Annotated in this window: 20 protein-coding genes; 10 read left to right on the top strand and 10 right to left on the bottom strand. The window is 43.4% G+C overall.

Features of this window, described 5'->3' with window-relative positions:
• Positions 1-9 precede the first annotated feature (9 nt).
• The 3 genes from rplI to rpsF are packed head-to-tail and all read right to left on the bottom strand — an operon-like array spanning position 10 to position 1,114.
• Positions 10-462, bottom strand: a complete 453-nt coding sequence (rplI, locus tag D2U88_RS14670; RefSeq protein WP_119641297.1) for a 50S ribosomal protein L9 — start codon at positions 460-462, stop codon at positions 10-12.
• Positions 463-475: 13 nt separating this feature from the next.
• Positions 476-772, bottom strand: a complete 297-nt coding sequence (gene rpsR, locus D2U88_RS14665) for a 30S ribosomal protein S18 (RefSeq protein WP_072882551.1) — start codon at positions 770-772, stop codon at positions 476-478.
• 3 nt (positions 773-775) lie between these two features.
• Positions 776-1,114 (bottom strand): 30S ribosomal protein S6, encoded by a 339-nt coding sequence (rpsF, locus tag D2U88_RS14660; protein ID WP_119641296.1) that lies wholly within the window; start codon positions 1,112-1,114, stop codon positions 776-778.
• 236 nt (positions 1,115-1,350) lie between these two features.
• Here rpsF and D2U88_RS14655 point away from each other — a divergent pair, with 236 nt between their 5' ends.
• Positions 1,351-2,043, top strand: coding sequence for a LytR/AlgR family response regulator transcription factor (locus D2U88_RS14655; protein ID WP_119641295.1), 693 nt, complete (start codon positions 1,351-1,353; stop codon positions 2,041-2,043).
• On the opposite strand, the gene priA is transcribed toward D2U88_RS14655, so the two are convergent.
• Genes priA through nadC form a run of 3 tightly spaced genes read right to left on the bottom strand, consistent with a single transcriptional unit; the run spans position 2,044 to position 6,413 of the window.
• On the bottom strand, positions 2,044-4,500 hold the full coding sequence (priA, locus tag D2U88_RS14650; RefSeq protein ID WP_119641294.1) for a replication restart helicase PriA: 2,457 nt from the start codon (positions 4,498-4,500) through the stop codon (positions 2,044-2,046). It abuts the gene before it with no gap.
• A 32-nt stretch (positions 4,501-4,532) separates the two neighbouring features.
• Positions 4,533-5,555, bottom strand: coding sequence for a YihY/virulence factor BrkB family protein (locus tag D2U88_RS14645; protein ID WP_119641293.1), 1,023 nt, complete (start codon positions 5,553-5,555; stop codon positions 4,533-4,535).
• A complete protein-coding gene (gene nadC, locus D2U88_RS14640) occupies positions 5,556-6,413 on the bottom strand; it encodes a carboxylating nicotinate-nucleotide diphosphorylase (protein ID WP_119641292.1) in 858 nt (285 codons plus the stop codon).
• Positions 6,414-6,744: 331 nt separating this feature from the next.
• On the opposite strand from nadC, the gene D2U88_RS14635 reads away from it, so the two are divergent.
• Positions 6,745-8,541 (top strand): BspA family leucine-rich repeat surface protein, encoded by a 1,797-nt coding sequence (locus D2U88_RS14635; protein WP_119641291.1) that lies wholly within the window; start codon positions 6,745-6,747, stop codon positions 8,539-8,541.
• A gap of 173 nt (positions 8,542-8,714) precedes the next feature.
• Positions 8,715-9,188, top strand: a complete 474-nt coding sequence (rlmH, locus tag D2U88_RS14630; RefSeq protein ID WP_119641290.1) for a 23S rRNA (pseudouridine(1915)-N(3))-methyltransferase RlmH — start codon at positions 8,715-8,717, stop codon at positions 9,186-9,188.
• A gap of 86 nt (positions 9,189-9,274) precedes the next feature.
• Here the strand turns inward: rlmH and serA are convergent, their stop codons facing one another.
• Complete coding sequence (serA, locus tag D2U88_RS14625; protein WP_119641289.1) at positions 9,275-11,167, bottom strand: phosphoglycerate dehydrogenase; 1,893 nt, start codon at positions 11,165-11,167, stop codon at positions 9,275-9,277.
• Positions 11,168-11,325: 158 nt separating this feature from the next.
• A complete protein-coding gene (locus D2U88_RS14620) occupies positions 11,326-11,778 on the bottom strand; it encodes a methyltransferase family protein (RefSeq protein ID WP_119641288.1) in 453 nt (150 codons plus the stop codon).
• Between the two features lie 59 nt (positions 11,779-11,837).
• Between D2U88_RS14620 and D2U88_RS14615 the strand changes: the two genes are divergently transcribed.
• The 4 genes from D2U88_RS14615 (at position 11,838) to D2U88_RS14600 (ending at position 16,985) form a co-directional block, all read left to right on the top strand.
• Positions 11,838-12,419 carry a non-canonical purine NTP diphosphatase gene (locus D2U88_RS14615; RefSeq protein ID WP_119641287.1) on the top strand — a complete coding sequence of 194 codons (582 nt, stop codon included), beginning with the start codon at positions 11,838-11,840 and terminating at the stop codon, positions 12,417-12,419.
• A 140-nt stretch (positions 12,420-12,559) separates the two neighbouring features.
• A complete protein-coding gene (locus tag D2U88_RS14610; protein WP_119641286.1) occupies positions 12,560-14,347 on the top strand; it encodes a DEAD/DEAH box helicase in 1,788 nt (595 codons plus the stop codon).
• Between the two features lie 75 nt (positions 14,348-14,422).
• The gene (locus D2U88_RS14605; protein ID WP_119641285.1) at positions 14,423-15,202 is read left to right on the top strand and encodes a carboxypeptidase-like regulatory domain-containing protein; all 780 of its coding nucleotides are present in this window, start codon (positions 14,423-14,425) and stop codon (positions 15,200-15,202) included.
• Positions 15,203-15,296: 94 nt separating this feature from the next.
• Entirely contained in the window at positions 15,297-16,985 is a 1,689-nt protein-coding gene (locus D2U88_RS14600; RefSeq protein ID WP_119641284.1) for an alpha-amylase family glycosyl hydrolase, read from the top strand.
• Positions 16,986-16,993: 8 nt separating this feature from the next.
• Here the strand turns inward: D2U88_RS14600 and D2U88_RS14595 are convergent, their stop codons facing one another.
• Together D2U88_RS14595 and D2U88_RS14590 are read right to left on the bottom strand one after the other, a co-directional pair.
• Entirely contained in the window at positions 16,994-17,518 is a 525-nt protein-coding gene (locus D2U88_RS14595; protein WP_119641283.1) for an SRPBCC family protein, read from the bottom strand.
• A 42-nt stretch (positions 17,519-17,560) separates the two neighbouring features.
• Entirely contained in the window at positions 17,561-18,214 is a 654-nt protein-coding gene (locus tag D2U88_RS14590; RefSeq protein WP_119641282.1) for a TrmH family RNA methyltransferase, read from the bottom strand.
• 144 nt (positions 18,215-18,358) lie between these two features.
• Between D2U88_RS14590 and D2U88_RS14585 the strand changes: the two genes are divergently transcribed.
• From D2U88_RS14585 to D2U88_RS14575, 3 genes are all read left to right on the top strand, one after another.
• On the top strand, positions 18,359-18,970 hold the full coding sequence (locus tag D2U88_RS14585; protein WP_119641281.1) for a hypothetical protein: 612 nt from the start codon (positions 18,359-18,361) through the stop codon (positions 18,968-18,970).
• A 188-nt stretch (positions 18,971-19,158) separates the two neighbouring features.
• Complete coding sequence (locus D2U88_RS14580) at positions 19,159-19,581, top strand: EthD family reductase (RefSeq protein WP_119641280.1); 423 nt, start codon at positions 19,159-19,161, stop codon at positions 19,579-19,581.
• Positions 19,582-19,666: 85 nt separating this feature from the next.
• Positions 19,667-21,169 (top strand): S10 family peptidase, encoded by a 1,503-nt coding sequence (locus tag D2U88_RS14575; protein ID WP_119641279.1) that lies wholly within the window; start codon positions 19,667-19,669, stop codon positions 21,167-21,169.
• Positions 21,170-21,185 lie beyond the last annotated feature (16 nt).

The raw sequence follows: 21,185 nt of genomic DNA, 5'->3' as shown, positions 1-21,185 counted from the left end.
TACAGTATGTTACTTCGCTTCAGCAACAACCTCAAAAGGGAATTCTACTACAACTTCCCTGTGAAGTCTGATCACCGCTTCGTAAGGTCCCACTCGTTTGATCGCTCCACCTTTAATATTGATGAACTTTCGCTCGATTTGGTGTCCTTCTTTGTCCAAAGCCTCTGCCAAATCAATGTTGGTCACAGATCCGAACAATTTATCGCCCGCACCAGCCTTGGCAGCGATACGGATTTCCAATTGTTTTAGGGCTTCGGCAATCTTGTTGGCCTCATCAACGATTTTCTTCTCTTTGTGGGCTCTTTGCTTAAGGTTCTCGGCCAAAACTTTTTTGGCTGATGGAGTGGCCAATGTGGCCAAACCTTGTGGGATCAGGTAGTTTCTGCCGTAACCGTTCTTTACGGAAACGATATCATCCTTAAATCCCAAATCCTGTACATCTTCTCTTAGAATAAGTTCCATTCTTCGGTATTTTTTATTTCAACATATCGCCAACGTACGGCATTAACGCAATGTGACGGGCACGCTTAACGGCCTGGGCCACTTTTCTCTGGTATTTCAAGGAAGTACCGGTAAGTCTGCGAGGAAGCAATTTTCCTTGCTCGTTCACCAACTTCATCAAGAAATCAGGATCTTTGTAATCGATGTACTTGATACCTGATTTTTTGAACCTACAATACTTCTTTTGCTTGTTGGTCTCAATGTTCAGCGGGGTCAAATATCTGATTTCCCCGTCTTTTTTTGCTTTTGCTTGTTGTTCAATAGATGCCATAACCTATGCCTTTGCTTTTAATTTGGTTCTACGTTTTTCTGCCCAAGCAATTGCATGCTTGTCCAACTTAACGGTCAAAAAACGCATAACGCGCTCATCTCTCCTGAATTCCACCTCGTAAGGACCGATGGCCTCACCAGGGGCTGTGAATTCGAACAAGTGGTAAAAACCACTTTTCTTGTGCTGAATGGGATAGGCCAATTTCTTAAGTCCCCAATCTTCCTTGGAGACCATTTTGGCACCATTGTTAATCAAAAAATCCTCAAATTTCTTGACTGTTTCCTCTATCTGTGTTTCAGACAGAACGGGATTCAAAATGAAAACAGTTTCGTAATGGTTCATTATTATATATTTTAAAGGAGCGCAAAAGTAGTAATATTTATTTCGCCCTGCAAGAAAAGCGAAAAAACTTCGTTTAAAGTACAAGAGTTATTAACAATGACAAACCCAATAAACCTAAATAACGTATATGGCAATATACACAACAAAATAGACCATGTTTACATCTTTTGTTGCTCTTAACCGTCATTTTTGTGTAATTTGCCGATGATTTAAAACCCTACAAATCACCCCATTCTATGAAATTAAAAAGTATAATTGTAGACGATTCTTCCATGCAGCGGATGGCCGTTGCTAAATTGGTCAACAATCATCCACATCTTGCTTTGGTTGCTGAATACAGCAACGCCATTGAAGCCAAAAATGGCCTGAAAAACCACGAAGTCGACCTTATTTTCCTCGATGTAGAAATGCCTATCATTAGTGGTTTTGACCTTTTAGAGGCCCTAGAGAACCCACCACAGGTTATTTTGATCACAGGAAAACCTGATTATGCACTTAAAGCTTTTGACTACGACGTAACCGATTACCTTCACAAACCCATTACCCTGGCCCGTTTTGAAGCCTCTGTAAAAAGAGCCGTTGCCAAATTTGAGCAAATGAACAGGGTGGATGAGGACGAAGAGCACATCTTTGTGAAAAGCAACCTTAAAAAACGAAAGGTTATATTAAACGACATTAAATGGATCGAAGCGTTGGGAGATTACATCAAATTGGTGACCGATGAGGCCAATATCGTAATCCTCTCCACCATGAAGTCTTTCGAAAAGCAGTTGCCTGCCGAAAAATTCCTTCGTATCCACAAGTCTTATATTGTGAATCTGGAGAAGATAGAAAAATTCAACAGTAAAAATGTTGAAGTTGGGGGAAGACAGATTCCATTGAGCCGAAACAAGAAAACCGAGCTGGCTGAAGCACTTGCCAACGTATAATTATATGTGGTCCACATTGTAGACCAGTCTTACACTTTTATACTTGGAAATAGCATTAAAAGATCGTTCGATTCTTTTAATGCTATTTTTTGTTTGTGCCAAGGGGTATTCACGAGGTATCTTGATGAGGACGTTCTTTAAATAATCCCTACGGATGCGGGCCACGGGTGGATATTCAGGTCCCAGTACCGGAATCTTGAGCACATTTCGCAACGAACTGGCCAACCAATCCGAAGCCTCGTTCAATTTATTGAAATCCCTATCCTTTAAGGTAATCTTGATGATGCGCACCAAAGGTGGATATTTAAACTGCTCCCTTTCGTACAACTGCTCGGTGAACATTTTTTCGTAATCATTGGTAGTGACCTGTTGCAAGATCTGGTGGTATGGATTATAACTCTGTATCAACACCTTGCCACGTTTTTGGGTACGCCCTGCCCTACCTGCCACTTGGGTCAGCATTTGAAAACTGCGTTCATGGGCACGATAATCTGGAAAATTGAGCATGGTGTCCGCATTCATGATGCCCACCAAACTTACATTCCTAAAGTCGAGACCTTTCGTCACCATTTGGGTACCTACCAAAATGTCCATTTCTTGGTTTTCAAAAGCAGAAATGATCTTTTCATAGGCATATTTGCCCCTGGTGGTATCCAAGTCCATGCGCCCGACAGCCGCTTTGGTGAAAAGTTGTCCCAATTCTTCCTGAATCTGTTCCGTACCAAACCCTTTCTTGTCCAAAGTGGCATTACCACAGGCCAAACACGCTTGCTGTAACGCCATATGGTATCCACAGTAATGACAACGTAGCTGATTCCGATGCTGATGATACGTAAGGCTCACATCGCAATTGGGACACTGGGCCACATGACCACAAGTGGTACACTCCACTACAGGCGCAAACCCCCTTCGGTTTTGGAAAAGGATTACCTGTTCCCCTTCTTCCAAGGCCTCCGCAATGGCATTGATCAAAATTTCGGAAAAATGCCCCTTCATTCGTTTCTTTCGGGTAGCTTCTTTAATATCCACCAAATTGATATCAGGCATCAATACGTTTCCGAATCGATAAGGAATGGCGGCATACCCGTATTTTCCCGATTTGGCATTGTACATGCTCTCTATGCTCGGGGTGGCAGACCCCAAAACGGTATCGGAACTGTGGAGCGAAGCCAAAACAATGGCCGCATCGCGGGCATGATACCTTGGAGCCGGGTCAAATTGCTTAAAGGAGCTCTCATGCTCCTCGTCCACCACCACCAAACCAAGGTTGGAATATGGCAAAAACAACGAGGATCGGGCACCGATGACAATCTGGGCCTTTTCGGCATTGTGCAATACATTGTTCCACACCTCCACCCTTTCATGAATACTATATTTGGAATGGTATACCGAAACCTTGTTCCCAAAATAATGTTGTAACCTATTGATCAATTGGGAGGTCAACGCGATTTCGGGCAGTAGATATAACGCCTGCTTGCCTTCATCAAGACACTGTTGTATCAATTTTACGTACACTTCAGTCTTTCCTGATGAAGTGACCCCGTGTAACAGTACCGGTTTCTTGTCTTCAAAGGAGTCTTGAATGCCATCCAATGCCTTGGACTGATATTCGTTCAAAGCAATATTCCGGGATTCCTCTGAGGCATCACCATGCTCTACCCTATCCTTTCTGATGTGGTATTCTTCCAGTACCCCTTTGTCGATCAAAGCTTTGATCACCGCCTTGGAGCTGCCACTTTCCTTTTCCAAGTCATCTATCGGTATCGGTTTTTTGTTTTTGGCCTGAATCTGAAAAAGGGTCAACACCACTTGGCTTTGCTTGGGGGCTCGGGAGAGTTCGTTCAACAAGGCTTCCAATTGCCCATCATCACCATATGTGTCCGAAAGTTTTACATAGCGCACCATTTTGGGTTTGTACTGCTCGTAGAGCTCTTCTTTTTGAAGCACCACCCCTTTCTGTACCAGTCTATTAACAAGGGACAATACATTCTTCTTGTCCACAATGTCGCTGATTTCACCTATTTGCAGATGCGATTGGTGTTGAAGGGCCTCAAAGACCAGAAATTCGTCATCCTGAAGGTCCATTTCATCCACTTGGACCTCTTTGTTCAACAAGACCAGAGTCTCACTTTCCAACATGAAGGCACTGGGTAGGGCGCTTCGGATCACTTCTCCCAAAGTACACATATAGTACTCGGCTATCCATTCCCAATGTTTTAGTTGAAATTCATTGACCAAGGGGATTTCATCCAAAATCTGGTAGATTTCCTTGGGTTCGTAGGCAATGGGGGCTTCACGGTGCACCCTGTAAGCAAGCGCGGTATATATTTTGGATTTGCCGAAAGGTACTCCAATCCTCATCCCTTTTTTTATAAAATCAGCTTCTTGTGGTGTGATCTTATAGGTAAAAAGTCTTTCCAAGGGAATGGGCAGTACAACATCCAAAAAAAAGTCCATACACTATCCTAGTTATGCCAAGCTTGCATTTTTTAATCTTCACCGAGTTCCTGGGGCTGCTCTTCCAGTTTTTTAGCTTTCTCTTCTTGCTTTCTTCGATGACTTCGCCCTAAAGAATTCAAGGTGGCATTCAGTTCAAATCCCAAGAGTAGAATATTGGAATTCAACCAAATATAGACCATCAAAATCAATAAACCTCCCAAGGCGCCATACAGTTCGTTGTAGCGGGCAAATTTTTCCACATAGATTCCGAACAGATAAGAAGTCAACAAAAAAAGTAAGGTGGTCATCAGGGCACCTGCAGAAAAAAACCGTGCTTTTCGACCTTCCGCCGTACCAAAATAATACAGAATGGCAGTAGTAAGATAGGAAAGACACAGGAAGAACAAGATTTTAGCCACTTGTATTCCGACGGAATCACCTTTTGCCACATCATACCCCAATTTTTTGCCCAAATACTCACTGGTGTATTCCACAATATAAAATTCAAAATAAACAAAGGCCACAGCACCAATAATCAGGAGAATGGACAGAAGAAGTCCCACCATTAAAGCATAGGCATATTGACGGAAAAAATTACGCGTCAGCTCCACATGGTACGAATTCTCAAAACCACCAAAAATGGCATTCACCCCGTTGGCCACCAAAAAAATGGACAAAATGAAGGCAGAGGACAATAACCCGCCTTGCTTCTGATCTTTTATCTGCTGGTAAATGTCCCCAAAATATTCACCAGTGGCAGAAGGAAGAAAAGATTCCAAAAAGTCAAGAAATTGGTGGTCAAAATTTGCATTGCCTACACTCACGTACGGAATGATGAAGGGAATCAGGGTCACTAGAAAAATCAAAAGTGGGAATAAAGCCAAAAAGATACTGAAGGCAATGGAACTGGCCCTTGTGGAAACCGCTCCCCTGACAATTCCCATGAGGTACATTTCGATAAGGTCATAAAAGGAAAGCCCTTCAAAAGCTTTGAGCTTTATTTTTTTCAACAACCGAACTGCCCAGTTGAGAATGGGTATTTTTTCCAATTGCGCTTCAATAGCTTCGGACATCTACACGGCTTTTAAACTTAGATCCATATTATAAACGGAATGCGTCAAGGCCCCTGACGAAATGTAATTCACCCCACATTCGGCATACGTTCGAATGGTTTCCTCATTGATTCCCCCAGAGGATTCGGTCTGGCATTGGTCCCCGATCCTTCTGACTGCCTCTCGTGTATCATCGTAATCAAAATTATCCAATAGAATCCGATGTACTCCCGGGGACTTCAAAATTTCGTCAACTTCATCCAGATTCCTAGCCTCTACAATGATCTTTAGGTCTTTTCCTTTTTCTTGAAGATACTCCTGTGTTTTTTGTATGGCCTTGGTAATCCCTCCTGCAAAATCGATATGATTATCCTTCAGCATGATCATGTCGTACAGGGCAAATCGATGGTTTTCCCCTCCCCCGATTTTTACGGCCCATTTTTCCAAAGCCCTAATGCCAGGAGTTGTCTTTCGGGTATCGAGAATCTTGGTGTCGGTGCCATCCAAAAGGGAAACAAAATCCTGGGTCTTCGTGGCAATGGCACTCATCCGTTGCATGGCATTGAGCACCAATCGCTCTGCCTTAAGTATGCTTTGGGAACTCCCTTCCACATAAAAAACCACGTCGCCATATTTCACCGGACTGCCATCTTGCAGCAACACTTCCATTTTTAAATTGGGGTCGATGTATTGGAACACCATTCGGGCAAAATCTACCCCTGCAATGATTCCCTCATCCTTCACCAATAGTTTTGCCTTACCGGTCGCCATGACCGGAATACAGGCCAATGAGCTATGGTCACCATCGCCCACATCTTCACGGACGGCATTGGCAATGATCAAATCAAGTTCTTTTTGAAATTGTTCTTCGGATATCATTTCCTTGGGGTTTCAACGAAAATAGTAAAAACATTGCTCCTTGGCCACGTAGTTACTGGGTTATTTGAATTTACCTCAATGTCAGAATTCAATTGACAAAAATGGCAAATTAAGTGTCTGGACTTAGGATATTGTAAACTAGATATTTGACGAATAGTAAATGAATCAAACTTAATTTAAAAAAGAAATTATACCTATTACAGCCATGGATTGACATTAGTGGGTCATTCCCTAGTGCCTCCTCATCAAATCAAATAGTCCATCCGTCAGATCATACACCCAATTTCCTTGAAAACGTCCCAAATTGCAGTGTTAATTAAAAAATCTGATTATGAAAAACATCATGAAGAAATTTGCTGTCGTACTACTTGCCTTTGCTTTTGTCTGGTCATGTAGCAAGGACGATAGCCCAACCCCGGCCAAGAACACAGTACCCGTAATCGCGGCTCAATCCTTTTCAGTCGCTGCAGACATCCTAGATACCCAAACCATTGGTACCGTGGTGGCTTCGGATGCTGATAAAGATGCCTTGACTTTCAGTATCAAAACCAATGATAATGCGCTTTTTGCCATTACCACCAGTGGCGTCTTAAGTTTAGCTGCTGGAAAGTCACTGGCAACAGAACCCAAAGCACAGTATATCATCACTGTGGAAGTAACGGATGGTGAAGATGCTGCCACGGCATCTATTACTATAAATGTAGCGCACAATGCCGTCCCGATTATTGCCGACCAGGATTTCTCAGTTTCTGAGGACATATCTGACGAAGAAATTATTGGCACTGTTGAGGCCACCGATGCGGACAATGATGATCTTACTTTTGAAATTACTGTCAATGATAATGACCTCTTTGAGATTTCCACATCCGGGGAACTATCGTTGGCTACTGGCAAAAATCTTGATTATGAAACCTCTGAAAAACACAGTATCACGGTAAGTGTCAGTGATGGAAAAGCTAGCTCGGAGGCCACAGTTATCATTACCGTAGCAGATGTGGACGAGACTTTGGCAGGTGACCCTAATTCCTTTGTCACCACTTGGAAGACCGAAACCAACAATGAGGAAATTGTCATTACCACAGACATCGTCTTAACTTATGATTATATCATTGATTGGGGAGATGGCACCGTAGAAACTATAACTTCAAGTGTGGGTGCTTCTCATATTTATGCCAATGCTGGAGAGCATAAAGTTGCCATACAAGGTATGTTTCCACACATAAAAATGTTTGAACAAATCGAAATGGGGCCTAAATTGGTGTCCATTGATCAATGGGGCAATATCCAATGGTCCAGTATGAGTGGTGCATTTGGAGATTGCGAAAACATGGTCCTAAAGGCATCGGATACCCCAGACCTATCCCAAGTAAATGATATGAGTTATATGTTTGCGAATGCTACTTCTTTTAACCAGGATATCAGTAATTGGGATACCTCAAATGTGGTGGACATGTCCTATATGTTTTCTCAAGCAACTTCCTTCAACCAGGATATTGGCAATTGGGATATAAGTAAAGTTACCCATACTGCTTATATGTTCTCCGAGGCTTCTTCCTTCAACCAAAATATTGGCAATTGGGATACCTCAAATGTAGTGGACATGTCCTATATGTTTTCTCAAGCAACTTCCTTCAACCAGGATATTGGCAATTGGGATATAAGCAAAGTTACCACTATTGCTTATATGTTCTTCGGGGCTTCTTCCTTTAATCAAAATTTGGGCAATTGGGATACAAGCAACGTGACTACCATGCATGGTACCTTTGCCAACGCAACCTCCTTCAACCAGGATGTTGGCAATTGGGATATAAGTAAAGTTACCTCTATTGCTTATATGTTCTTCGGGGCTTCTTCCTTTAATCAAAATTTGGGCAATTGGGTCATTAAAAACATAACCAATATGGATGGTATGTTCAATAATTCAGGGATGAGTAGCTCCAAATATAGTGCAACATTAATTGGCTGGGGCAATCAAGGTAATGTATTCATTCCAAATGGCATTACTTTGGGAGCTGTAGGAATTAGTTTTTGTAACGATTCAGATACCGATTATTTTAGAAATACCGTCTTAATTTCAGAGAATGGTTGGACCATTAATGATACTGGTGGTGCCGTAATGTGCTTTTAATTTCACATTATCTCTTAAAGCATTTCATTTTACTTTGAACCACCGGAAGACTTCAGCCTTCCGGTGGTTTTTTTATGGGCTTAGGAAACTGGTGCCCTTAGTTAAGTGGCTCAGATTGCTATTTAAGTGAATTACCCTGTGCAGACATCCGACTTAAAGATTTATTTTTGGGCATGCAGATAACTTTGATCGCCATAGGGAAAACGGATAGGGCTGAGTTGGAAGAACTTATATCGATATATGCCAAACGGCTCCAGCACTATATCAAGTTTGAATTTCGGATCATCCCCGATATCAAAAACAGTAAAAATCTTTCCGAAGCCCAACAAAAAGAGAAGGAAGGCGAACTGATTTTGGCCCAATTGCAACCTACCGACACCCTCATCTTACTGGATGAAAAGGGCAAGCAATATACTTCCATGGATTTTGCCGATTTCCTTCAGAAGAAAATGAACAGTGGTATCAAAAACTTGGTCTTGGTCATTGGTGGACCTTATGGCTTCAGTGAAACGGTCTATTCCAAATGTTCAGGAAAAATCAGTTTGTCCAAAATGACCTTTTCACACCAAATGGTTCGGTTGTTCCTAATCGAACAAGTTTACCGTGGATTTACCATTTTACGGAACGAACCGTATCACCATCAGTAATCCATAAGTTCAAGAATCAAAAGACAAGAATCAAGAGTCAAAACGTCTTTGTTCCTGCATCCTAAAGCGAAGCGGTCCTGAATCGATTAATAAAGTACCCTAAACTTGATAGTGTTTTCCACATTCTTCAACTCCTTCACCACCTCTTTGTCGTACTCACGATCCAAATCCGTGATCACATAACCCACCTCTGGGTCGGTAGAAAGGTACTGTCCGGTAATATTGAGACCATATTTGGCCAACACCTCGTTGATCTTGGCCATAATGCCCGGTACATTTTTATGGATATGCAAAAAGCGATGCGCCTTGTTCTGCTTGGGTAACCGTATATTGGGAAAATTCACGGAATCCACAGTGGTTCCCGAATTGATATAATCCATGATCTTGTTGGGCACAAACTCCGCAATGTCGCGTTGCGCTTCCTCGGTACTACCACCAATATGTGGGGTAAGGATCACGTTGGGCAAACCTTGCAATGGGGTTTCGAACGGTCCGTTGCTTGCTGGCTCCACAGGATATACATCCACTGCTGCGCCACCCAATTTTCCGCTCTTCAATGCTGCGGCAAGGGCATCGATATCCACCACAAATCCTCGGGATAGGTTGATGAGCATAGCGCCATCCTTCATTTGGTTGATCTCTCGTTCCCCAATAAAGTTTTTGTTGGCCTTATTATCGTCCACATGCAGGGTCACTACATCGGAAACGGACAAAAGGTCTTCCAAACTGTTGCATTTAACGGCATTGCCCAAAGCCAACTGGTCGGCCACATCATAATAATAGACACGCATACCGATAGCCTCGGCCAAAACGGACATCTGTTTTCCGATATTGCCATAGCCCACAATACCTAAATTCTTGCCTCTAACCTCCCTAGAGTTGGAAGCGGTTTTGTTCCACTCCCCATTGTGAATTTCACTGCTACGGGTAAAAATGTTCCGCATGAGCATGATGATGTGCCCCACGGCAAGCTCCACTACGGAACGGGTGTTGCTATACGGTGCATTGAACACCACTACTCCTTTTTTTCTGCTGTAATCAAGGTCAATCTGTGTGGTACCGATACAGAAAGCACCGATGACCATCAACTTATTGGCAGCATCAAGTACCTTTTTGGTCACTTGGGTCTTAGATCGGATGCCCAACACATGTACGCCTTTCAAGCGCTCTATAAGTTCGTCCTCGGAGAGGCTATGCTTTACCAATTCCACGGAAAAACCTTCCTCCGATAGGTTCTGGAAAGCAGCAGGGTGGACATTTTCAAGTAAAAGGATCTTGATTCTATTCTTTGGGTATGACAGGTTTCTTGGCAAATCGTTCACAAATAAAAATTCATCTAGGTTAGGTGCCACGTGATCGGCATTGCTTGCCGCTTTTTCACGGTGCACGTTTTCAGTATAGGCAAAAAACTTATGGGCGATACCGGCCTCGCGCATCACATAATCGCTATAGCCGTCGCCGATGACCTGGACCTCTCCATCGAGATCCAATTTCTTCAAACATTCAATCTTTCCGTTGTGGGCCGCCAATACATTGGTTTCATCAAAACCGATGATATTCCCTTCTTCATCAAACTTGAAGGTATTGGCATATACCCTATCGGACGGGATGTTGTATTCTTCAACAATAGGATCGATAAACTCCTTGAACCCGCAGGAAATCACATAGATATCTTCGGAATACTCATGGAAAAATTCCTTATTGGATGCTATGGAACGGGAAATTTTTTGACGAAGTTCGGCCACCAGGTTTTGAAGGTCCGCCTTATTGGCATTCAACAATCGGATCCTACGCTCCAAGGACTCGGTAAAGGAAATATCCCCATCGATCCCCAGATTGGTTATCTTTTGGATTTCCTTCACGATTTCTTCCCTTTTGGGGTTTCCCTGCAAGGTCATTTCGGCCAAGACATCCAAGGCCTCTACCCTGGTCAAGGTACTATCAAAATCGAAAACATATTTTCGTCCCGCTTCCACCATGAATCGCTTCAAAAAAAATTAAAGTGTAAAATTACATATTAATTCATTCCTTGTAATCGCATCTTTTTAAAAACCTTACAGAATTGTGGATAAATCAAAAAACGCTTTCAATTTGTTTTAAATAGCACCCGAAATCGGATTTTCTACAAGTTTTCAAATCAGAACCAGCGCCTTGTCAATTTGCAAAAGATACGGTATTCCTTTCCGAATTTTTCTTCCAAAACCTCCTCTTCATACTTGATCTGAAAACGGTTTATGTAAGACACAAAACCTGCGGCCAAAAGGGTATTGAACGCATTTCCCAATTTCAATCCAAATGCCAGTAAAATAAGGAGCAGCCCCAAATACATAGGGTTACGGGTGTAGTTGAAAACACCTCTGGTTATCAGTTTGGAAGTTTTTTGCGGATGTAAGGGATCAGTGGTAGTCCTGGTGATGATAAACTGCGCCACGGCCACAATCCCGATAAGAAATCCAAGGCCGAACAGAAACCACGCCAGCTCGTTCCTACCGAAAAAATCAAAGTCACCAACGGGTAAAAATTTGGCCAGGACGTACATCAAAGCTCCAAAAATCAACATCACCAACGCAGGTGGAATCCGTAGTCTCATACAAATGGGTTGATGGGCGAAATTACTACTTTTGAACCTCAATCGAATCCTTTTCTATTTTGAAACTTGTTTTTGCTACCCACAACGACCATAAATTAAAGGAAGTACAGCAACTCCTTCCCAACTCCATCGAACTTTTGTCCTTACACGATATCGGCTGTTTTGATGAAATTCCCGAAACTGGCGCGACTTTGGAAGAAAACGCGAAAATCAAAGCCGATTTTGTAACCCAAACCTATGGTTTCAATTGTTTTTCGGATGACACCGGGCTGTTGATCGATGCTTTGGACGGCAGACCTGGCGTATTCTCGGCCCGCTACGCAGGAGAAGGCAAAAATGCCCAGGACAATATGGTCAAAGTCTTGAAGGAAATGAAAGACCAAACCGACCGAAACGCCCATTTTAAAACCGTTATCCATTTAAATTGGAACGGTGAACCCTATGTTTTCGAAGGGATTGTGGAAGGTGAAATTACCCATACTCAATATGGGGAAGGCGGTTTCGGATACGACCCCATCTTCAAGCCGTTGGGGTACGACAGCACTTTTGGGGAACTTCCGCCCGAAACTAAAAATGTCATCAGTCACAGGGGCAAGGCCGTAGAGAAATTGGTTGCCTTCTTAAAAAACTTGTCCTCATAGATCCCACTGATCAGAATTAGTGTACCTTTGCCGCTTTATTAACGCCGCCGGTATGGGCAAGGTGTTGCGATGGGCCAACGGGATATACTAAAATCGCTCTATGCAACACAACATATTTGCGATCAAAGGTATATACCATTATGACAAAATTTGAAACCTTGGGGTTGGACCAACCCCTATTGGATGCTATTTCCGACCTAGGATTTGAAACCCCATCAGAAGTACAGGAAAAAGCCATTCCCATTTTATTGGAGCAAGACACCGATTTGGTGGCCTTGGCACAAACAGGAACAGGAAAGACCGCAGCTTTCGGTTTTCCAATGATCCAAAAAATCAATGTGGAGAGTAGGACCACACAGGGATTGATTCTTTCCCCTACCCGTGAGCTCTGTCTTCAGATCACCAACGAACTCAAACTTTACTCCAAATACATAAAGGGATTGAACGTAGTGGCCATTTATGGCGGTGCGAGCATTACCGAACAGGCCAGTCAGATCAGAAGAGGGGCACAGATCGTTGTAGCCACCCCAGGTCGTATGAAAGATATGATCGGTCGTGGTATGGTCGATATTTCCAAAATTGATTATTGTGTACTCGACGAAGCCGATGAAATGTTGAACATGGGCTTCTATGAGGATATCAAGGATATTTTGTCCAATACTCCCGAAGAGAAGCTTACTTGGCTTTTTTCGGCCACTATGCCGAAAGAAGTGGCCTCCATTGCCAAAAAATTCATGGTTCAACCGGTTGAGATTACCGTTGGGACCAAGAATGCTGGAGCAGCCACTGTCCAACATGAATATTACACCGTGGGTGGAAGAGATCGTTACTCCGCTCTTAAACGTTTGGCCGATGCCAACCCCGGGATTTTTTCCGTAGTTTTCTGCCGTACCAAACGCGACACCCAAAAAGTAGCCGAGAAATTGATCGAGGACGGTTATAACGCCGGTGCCTTGCATGGTGACCTAAGCCAAAACCAAAGGGATTTGGTGATGAACGCCTTCAGAAAAAAACAGGTACAGATGTTGGTGGCCACCGATGTGGCGGCCCGTGGTATCGATGTGGATGACGTGACCCACGTGATCAACTACCAATTGCCAGACGAGATCGAAACCTATACCCACCGAAGCGGTAGAACCGGAAGGGCCGGAAAATCTGGGATTTCCATGGTTATTGTTACCCGTTCAGAGGTGAGAAAGATACGTGCCATAGAAGGCAAGATCAAGCAAGAGTTCATCCAGAAACAGATTCCTTCGGGCATCGAAATCTGTGAGATCCAATTGTATCACTTGGCCAACAAGATCAAGGAAACCAAGGTCAATAAAGAAATCGACAACTACCTACCGGCCATTTATGATGTATTGGAAGGTATCGATCGCGACGAGTTGATCAAAAAAATGGTGTCCGTGGAGTTCACTCAGTTTTACAATTACTACAGCAAGACCAAAGACTTGAACACTACTGAAGGTGGTAGGGAAAGTCGAGGTGGTGAAGATTTCTCCAGGGAAGACCTTCCATCCGAAGGATCGGTGCGCTACTTCATCAACATTGGGGAGCGCGATGGGTATGATTGGATGTCGTTGAAGGATTTTCTTCGGGATACCCTCAACTTGGAAAAGGAGGACATCTACAATGTGGATACGAAGGACAGTTTTTCCTTTTTCAATACGGATGCGCAACTGACCGAATTCATCATCCAAACCTTTACGGACTTTAAGGTCGATGGAAGGTTCATCAACGTTGAAGTATCCACCAAGCCAGGTGGTGGCGGTGGAAAAGGTGGTGGAAGAAAGCGCAGCAGTAGAAAAGGTGGCGGCGGCTTCAAAGGAGGTAGCGGCCGAAAAGGCGACAAGAACAAGTCCTTCAAGAGTGGTAAAAAGGGAAATTTCAGTAAAAAAGGCGGTAAAAAGAGACCTGGTTTTTATTAGTTAATTCTATATTAAATGATATCCGGATCCTGTTTATTTTTCTTTGTTTAGTACATTTATACCTACAAAGATTGCATGAGAAGAATTCTACTTACATTTTTCTCCTTGATTTCTCTTCTGGGCTTTTCCCAAAATGAGGATGAAAATCAGGAAGTTAAAGAGATAACGGCCACGGTAGTGAATGCTCAGACGGATTTTCCTTTGGAAAGTGTTCACGTCATCAACCTAAACTTGGTAAAAGGGACCATTACGGACCAAAATGGAAAGTTTACGATCCCAGCCGCCGTGAACGATACGCTTTACCTCTCCTATCTCGGTTTCAAGACCCAAAAAATCAGGGTTACCAACGACATGTTCAAGTTTGGCGACACCAAAATTGCCTTGACCGAACTGGCATATGCCTTGGAAGAAGTCATCGTTAGACCCTATCAACTCACGGGATACCTGGAAATAGATGTAAAGAACCTGCCTATCAACAATTCACAGCAATATAGCATTTCAGGATTGCCCACCAGTTACGAGGCGGGCAGTAAAAACCCCAGTGCGGTGACCAAGGTTTTGGGAGCCATCCTCAATCCGGCCGACCTTTTACGGAACCTATTCGGAAAGAAACCGCGGCAGATGCGCAAACTCAGACAGATCAAGGAAGACGATAACATCCGTGATTTGCTCGCTTCCAAATTCGACAGGGAAACCCTCATGGAGCTGCTCCAATTGGAAAAAGTGGACATTGAGGACATCCTGAACAACTGCAATTATTCAAAGTCGTTTATCAGTACAGCGAACGACCTGCAGATCTTGGATGCCATTTCCAGTTGTTATGAGGAATATAAAGTGTTGAACAGAAAACAGTAAATCATGGTTTAGGGTATTGGGACAGGTCTGCCTTGCTATAAATAAATTTTCGAATTCCATATTCATTTTATAGCTTTAGACAAAATCCCAATTCATGAAAAAACTACTTGTCGTCATGTCGATTCTTCCCCTTTTTATAGGCTGCAAGGAAGTTGAAAAACAACCGCAGACCACAGCACAGGTAGTTCAAGAAAAACAGGAGAAAAAGGAAGTCCCTTTCGTTTGGGAAGGTGCCAACGTATACTTCCTGCTTACCGACCGTTTCAACAATGGCAACCCTGAAAATGATGTAAATTTTGACCGCACCAAGGAAACCGGGGTTCTAAGGGGATTTGAAGGCGGTGATATGCAGGGTATCATCCAAAAAATTGAAGAAGGTTATTTTACCGATTTGGGCATCAATGCCATTTGGCTCACGCCCATTGTGGAGCAAATTCACGGTTCCACGGATGAGGGAACAGGCAATACTTATGGGTACCATGGTTATTGGACCAAGGATTGGACGGCCATTGACCCCAACTTCGGCACCAAAAAAGATTTGGAAAAGCTGGTAAAAACTGCCCATGCAAAGGGCATACGCATCCTTTTGGATGTGGTATTGAACCATACCGGACCCGTCACCGATAAGGACCCTGTTTGGCCCGATGATTGGGTGCGCACAGGTCCCCCTTGCGAATTCACTACTTACGAAAACACCACCGAGTGTACCTTGGTGGCCAACTTACCTGATATCCTTACCGAATCCGATGAACCCGTGGAGCTGCCCGATGCCCTTTTGGCCAAATGGAAGGACGAAGGAAGGCTGAGCAAGGAACTGGATGAACTGAACCTCTTTTTTGAGCGTACAGGCTATCCCAGGGCGCCCCGTTATTATATCATCAAATGGTTGACGGATTACATCAACGATTATGGGGTGGACGGCTTTCGGGTGGATACCGTGAAACACGTAAACGAAAACGCATGGCAAGACCTGCACAAAGAAGCTGTCTATGCGTTTGAGATGTGGAAGAAAAAACATCAGGATAGAATTTTGGACGAAAACCCCTTCTACATGGTAGGGGAAGTCTACAACTATGGGATTTCCGGAGGGCGCGACTATGATTTTGGGGACAGAAAGGTAGACTTCTTCAGTTATGGTTTCAAAAGTCTTATCAATTTTGAATTGAAGACCGATGCCAACAACGACTATGAAACCATTTTTTCTAAATACAGTAACCTCTTAAACACCAAGTTGAAGGGCAAGAGTGTGCTCAACTACCTTTCGTCTCATGATGACGGGGGACCTTTTGACCGAGAAAGAAAACAGCCTTACCGGGCTGCCAACGTGCTATTGTTGACCCCTGGTGCTTCACAAATCTATTACGGGGATGAAACCTCACGCCCTTTGATCGTTGAGGGTGCACAAGGTGATGCCAACCTGCGTTCTTTCATGAACTGGAAGGATTTGGACTCTGTTCCCAACATTCAGAAAATACACAAACACTGGCAAAAACTGGGTCAGTTCCGCAGGAACCACCCCGCCATAGGTGCCGGTAAGCACAAACGCTTGGCAAAATCACCCTATGTGTTCTCCCGAACCTACGTGGAAGGCGAATATAAGGACAAAGTCGTGGTTGGACTGGACTTGCCCAAGGGCAAAAAATCGCTTTGGGTAAAAGGGTTCTTTGGTGATGGCACTAAGTTATACGATACCTATTCCGAAACCGAGGTCATGGTCTCCAATGGCAAGGTTATACTGGAAAACGACTTCGACACCGCATTATTGGAACTGGTGGAACAATAAGATTCAACCTATTTTTCCAAAGCCTCTTTTAGATTGGCAAGTCCTTCTTCAAAATCCTTGCCCACTGCCTTATCCATGTTCATGAACAACATCATAATGCTCATGGGGAATTTGTTCTTCCCGGAAAATCCCCAGACTACCTTGGTAGTATCCTTGTCCACCTCTTCTGTAACCAAATAGCAGTCAGAAGTGGATTCCCATGGTTTTAAAAAGCGAAGTTCGGACTCTACCCGTTCCCCTTCTACAATTTTGGTGATTTCCTGCTCCCCTTCCCCAACTTGTTTATTGCCCTTCCAATGGTTGGTGGCGCCGACTTCACCATCGGTTCCCGTAAAGGTTTGCACCATATTAGGGTCCTTTTTGGCCCATGGACTCCAAACATCTTGATTTTTCAGGGATTTGAGGTAAGTGAAAACTTCCGTTTTCGGTTTGGCAATTATGACCGAACGAGAAACATCATAGGTTTTTGGGGCCACAGCCGCCAAGATGAGGACGAGCACCACAAGGCCCAAGAGAATATACAGGAACAACATAACGCTAATGGATTGGTTTACAGTTAAAAATACAAAAAATCCTTAGTCGGCATAATATCTTTTGATGATGCCTTTTACATGTTGGATGGATTTTTGGGTCCAGTTCATCCGTTTCTCTAAAATCTCGGTTTCGGTCAGTCGCCAATCCAATTGGGAGGCCCTCACTTTATGCGCCACATCCTGTATAATGATGGCCGCCGCCACGGACACGTTCAAACTTTCGGAAAAGCCTACCATGGGAATTTTGAGGCAGGCATCGGCTTGCCGCATCACAACTTCACTCAACCCCTCCTTTTCAGTACCAAAAAATAGGGCCGACTTCTTCTCGGGGAAAAAATCGGGCAAAAGGGTGGAATCCTCATGGGGTGTAGTAGCGATGATCTGGTAACCTTGTTGCTTTAAGGTGGTGATACAATCCGAAGTATTCCGGTATTTGTGCACATCCACCCATTTTTCGGCCCCCATGGCAATGTTCTTGTCCAGCTTTTTGGCAAAACGGTCCTCCACCACATGCACTTCCTGTACCCCGAACACATCACAACTACGGATGATGGCGCTGGTATTATGCATTTGGAAAACATCCTCTATAGCAACGGTAATGTGCTTGGTACGGAGTTGCAACACCTCCAAAAAGCGCTGTTTGCGCTCCTCGGTAAGGTAACCCTCCAAATAGTCCAACAATTCCAAATCTACCATGAGAGCAAGATAGAAAAATTTGGAAATGGATATTCAGACTACTTAAAATGGAAAAAGAAACCGATTTTATGGTAATTTGGATGAAGCTTGTAAATGCTTTATCAATAGAAAAATAATTTTAGCATCAATATATAACCCACAGTAATGTTATTGAAAATCGCCAAATATTTCTCAGTAATCTTCCTTTTATCGAGTTGTGGAAATCATAATAAAGAACTTAAAAAATATGGGTGGTTTAAGTTGAATAAAAATGATAGTTTAAATGTTTTATTACAAATATCAGATTTTGATAATTATGGAAAACTTCTATACCGACTTAAAGATATCACCTGTCATGATAGCATTCCAATAATTGTTCTCGAAACGAAAAAGAAAATTCGTCATATCTACCCAATTGAATATTGTGAAGTACCAATGTTTGATCCTAAAACTAGAAACACATTTTACATTGACGAGGATAGCATTTATAAAAATGAACGACAAGTTCAATCTGTCAACTTAACTTCATTGTTGAAGGAGAACTATGAAAATATGGGAACAAAAGCTGATTTTGCAGATAGTCCTGATAAGGTTTTATTCATATTTGAAATATCTAAAAACAAAGGAATGAATGGAATTCAAAAACATTTAGAACTAATTACAAAATCATATGACTCTTTAGAAACAAAAAACGATTTGAAAATTCTTTTTTGGAGAAAAATTGATATTGTACCTGAATTTGAAAATGGAGAATTACGTTTTAAAAATGTGGAATAAAATGATAATGACGTCATTCTCGGAACTAAATAACAGTAGATTCCCCAGAGCCTAAAGTCTCCGATTCAAGAATCATTTTAATTAAATTAAAACAACCTCCCTCCTTGTCGCAATCACACCGCATAGGAAGTACTGAAAATCATATATTTACCTTTACAAACTAGACAAACACCACTAAATCCACGCACATGAAATCCAAGTTCGCATTTATCCTTCCGCTCTTCCTCCTAGTGACCCTACTAAGCTGTAAAACGGGCCAGCTTCCCTCAACTCTTTCCAAAGGCATGTACAAAGTGACCATTTTGTACCCGAACGGAGAGGACAAAACCTTCGATATGGACTATTACGAGCAAAAGCATATGCCCATGGTAGCCCAATTTATTGGGGATAATCTAAAGTTTTATGAAATAGACAAAGTCATCTCTGGCAGGACACCTAACGATCAGCCACCCCATTTGGCCGTAGGCTATTTTTATGTGAGCAACATTGCGGAATACAACCAAGCCATAGGGGCAAACATCGATGCCATTGTGAGCGACTTTAAAAATTACACGAACATACAACCCGTGGTTCAGATCAGTGAGATACAGCAGGTGGTCTATCAGAAATAAACAGCTCAATTAGTCTTGCCTGGCAGCAATTTGGCAATGGCCGTCAGCCATCCTTTTGCTATCTTTAGAAACACAAACCATAGCCATGCAAAAACAATACGCGCTCTTTATTTGTTTCTTGATTTCAATGGGTATTGCAGCACAGGAAACCCAAACCGATTCCCTTTCGGTACCAGAACCAAAATCCTTTGTCAGTAACCACCAAATCACCAATGGTGGCAAATTGATCAAGTACACGGCCATTGCTTCCGAAACCTATCTGAAAAACGAAAAAGGGGAACCTGTGGCCTCCATCTGGTCCACAGCCTATGTGCAACAAGGTGTGGAGGATACCACCAAACGGCCAGTGGCCTTTGTATTCAATGGTGGACCCGGGTCGGCTTCCGTGTGGTTGCAAATGGGCATGTTCGGTCCGCAATTGGTAAAAACAGACTCCGATGCCACCAAAGATGATGGCGCTGCCCCCTACTCTTTGGTTCCCAACACCCATGGCATCATGGACCTGACCGACTTGGTCTTTATCGACCCCGTAGGCACTGGCTATAGCAAAGTCATCGGGAAGGGTAAGGAAAAGGATTTTTGGGGACTGACCCAAGATGCAAACTCAGTGGCGCAGTTCATACGGCAATGGGTCACCGAAAACAAGCGTTGGATGTCCCCCAAATACATCATCGGCGAAAGTTTTGGCACCACTAGGGCCGCTGGAGTGGCAAATGCCTTGGAAGGCGATGGGCAGGACATGGCCTTGAACGGTCTGATCCTGATTTCCCAAGCCTTGGACTACGCGGGTTCTACTTCCGAACATGACAACATCACCTCCTATCTGACCTATTTGCCCAGTATGGCTGCTACGGCGTGGTACCATAAAAAAGCCGGTCAGGGCAAATCCCTCGAGGCCTTTGTCGAAGAATGTCGAAATTTCACGTACAATACCTATGCCCCGGCCCTGTACAAAGGCTCCTTGTTGACCGATACTGAAAAGAATAAAATCGCGGAGCAGCTTAGTCAGTTTATGGGGTTGGACAAAGCTTATATTTTAAAATCGGACCTAAGGGTGTTGGTACCCCGATTCCAAAAGCAACTCCTTGCGGATAAGGGCCTTGCCGTGGGCCGCTTGGACGGTCGCTTTATGGGTGACGAAGTGGACAAGCTTTCGGATGGACCCCACTTAGGCGATCCGGCCAGCTACCAAATCGGTTCGGCCTATACCGCTGGGCTTAACCATTATTACGCCTCCACGTTGAAGGTAGACATGGACAGGCCTTATTTGACAGGAAACGATGGTATTTACGGCAAATGGGACTGGAAACCTGTGCCCGAGGGACACGGTTGGGAACCTTCCTATGTGAACGTGACCCGAAAACTAAGTGAAACCATGCGAAGAAACACCGAAATGAAAGTGATGGTCGCCTGTGGTTATTACGACCTCATCTGTCCTTTTTTTGATGCTGAATACACTTTTTCCAGAAATGGCATCGAACGGGAAAAGGTTCAACTGTTCTATTACGAAGCAGGTCATATGATGTACACCCATGAACCTGATTTGGTGAAATTGGCTAATGATATTCGGGTATTTCTAGCAAATTGATGTCCAAAAAAACTTC

The organism is Flagellimonas aequoris (assembly GCF_003584165.1).
GTDB lineage: Bacteria > Bacteroidota > Bacteroidia > Flavobacteriales > Flavobacteriaceae > Flagellimonas > Flagellimonas aequoris.
The sequence above is the reverse complement of the archived record's forward strand: the minus strand, read 5'-3'. Positions and strand labels throughout refer to the sequence as shown.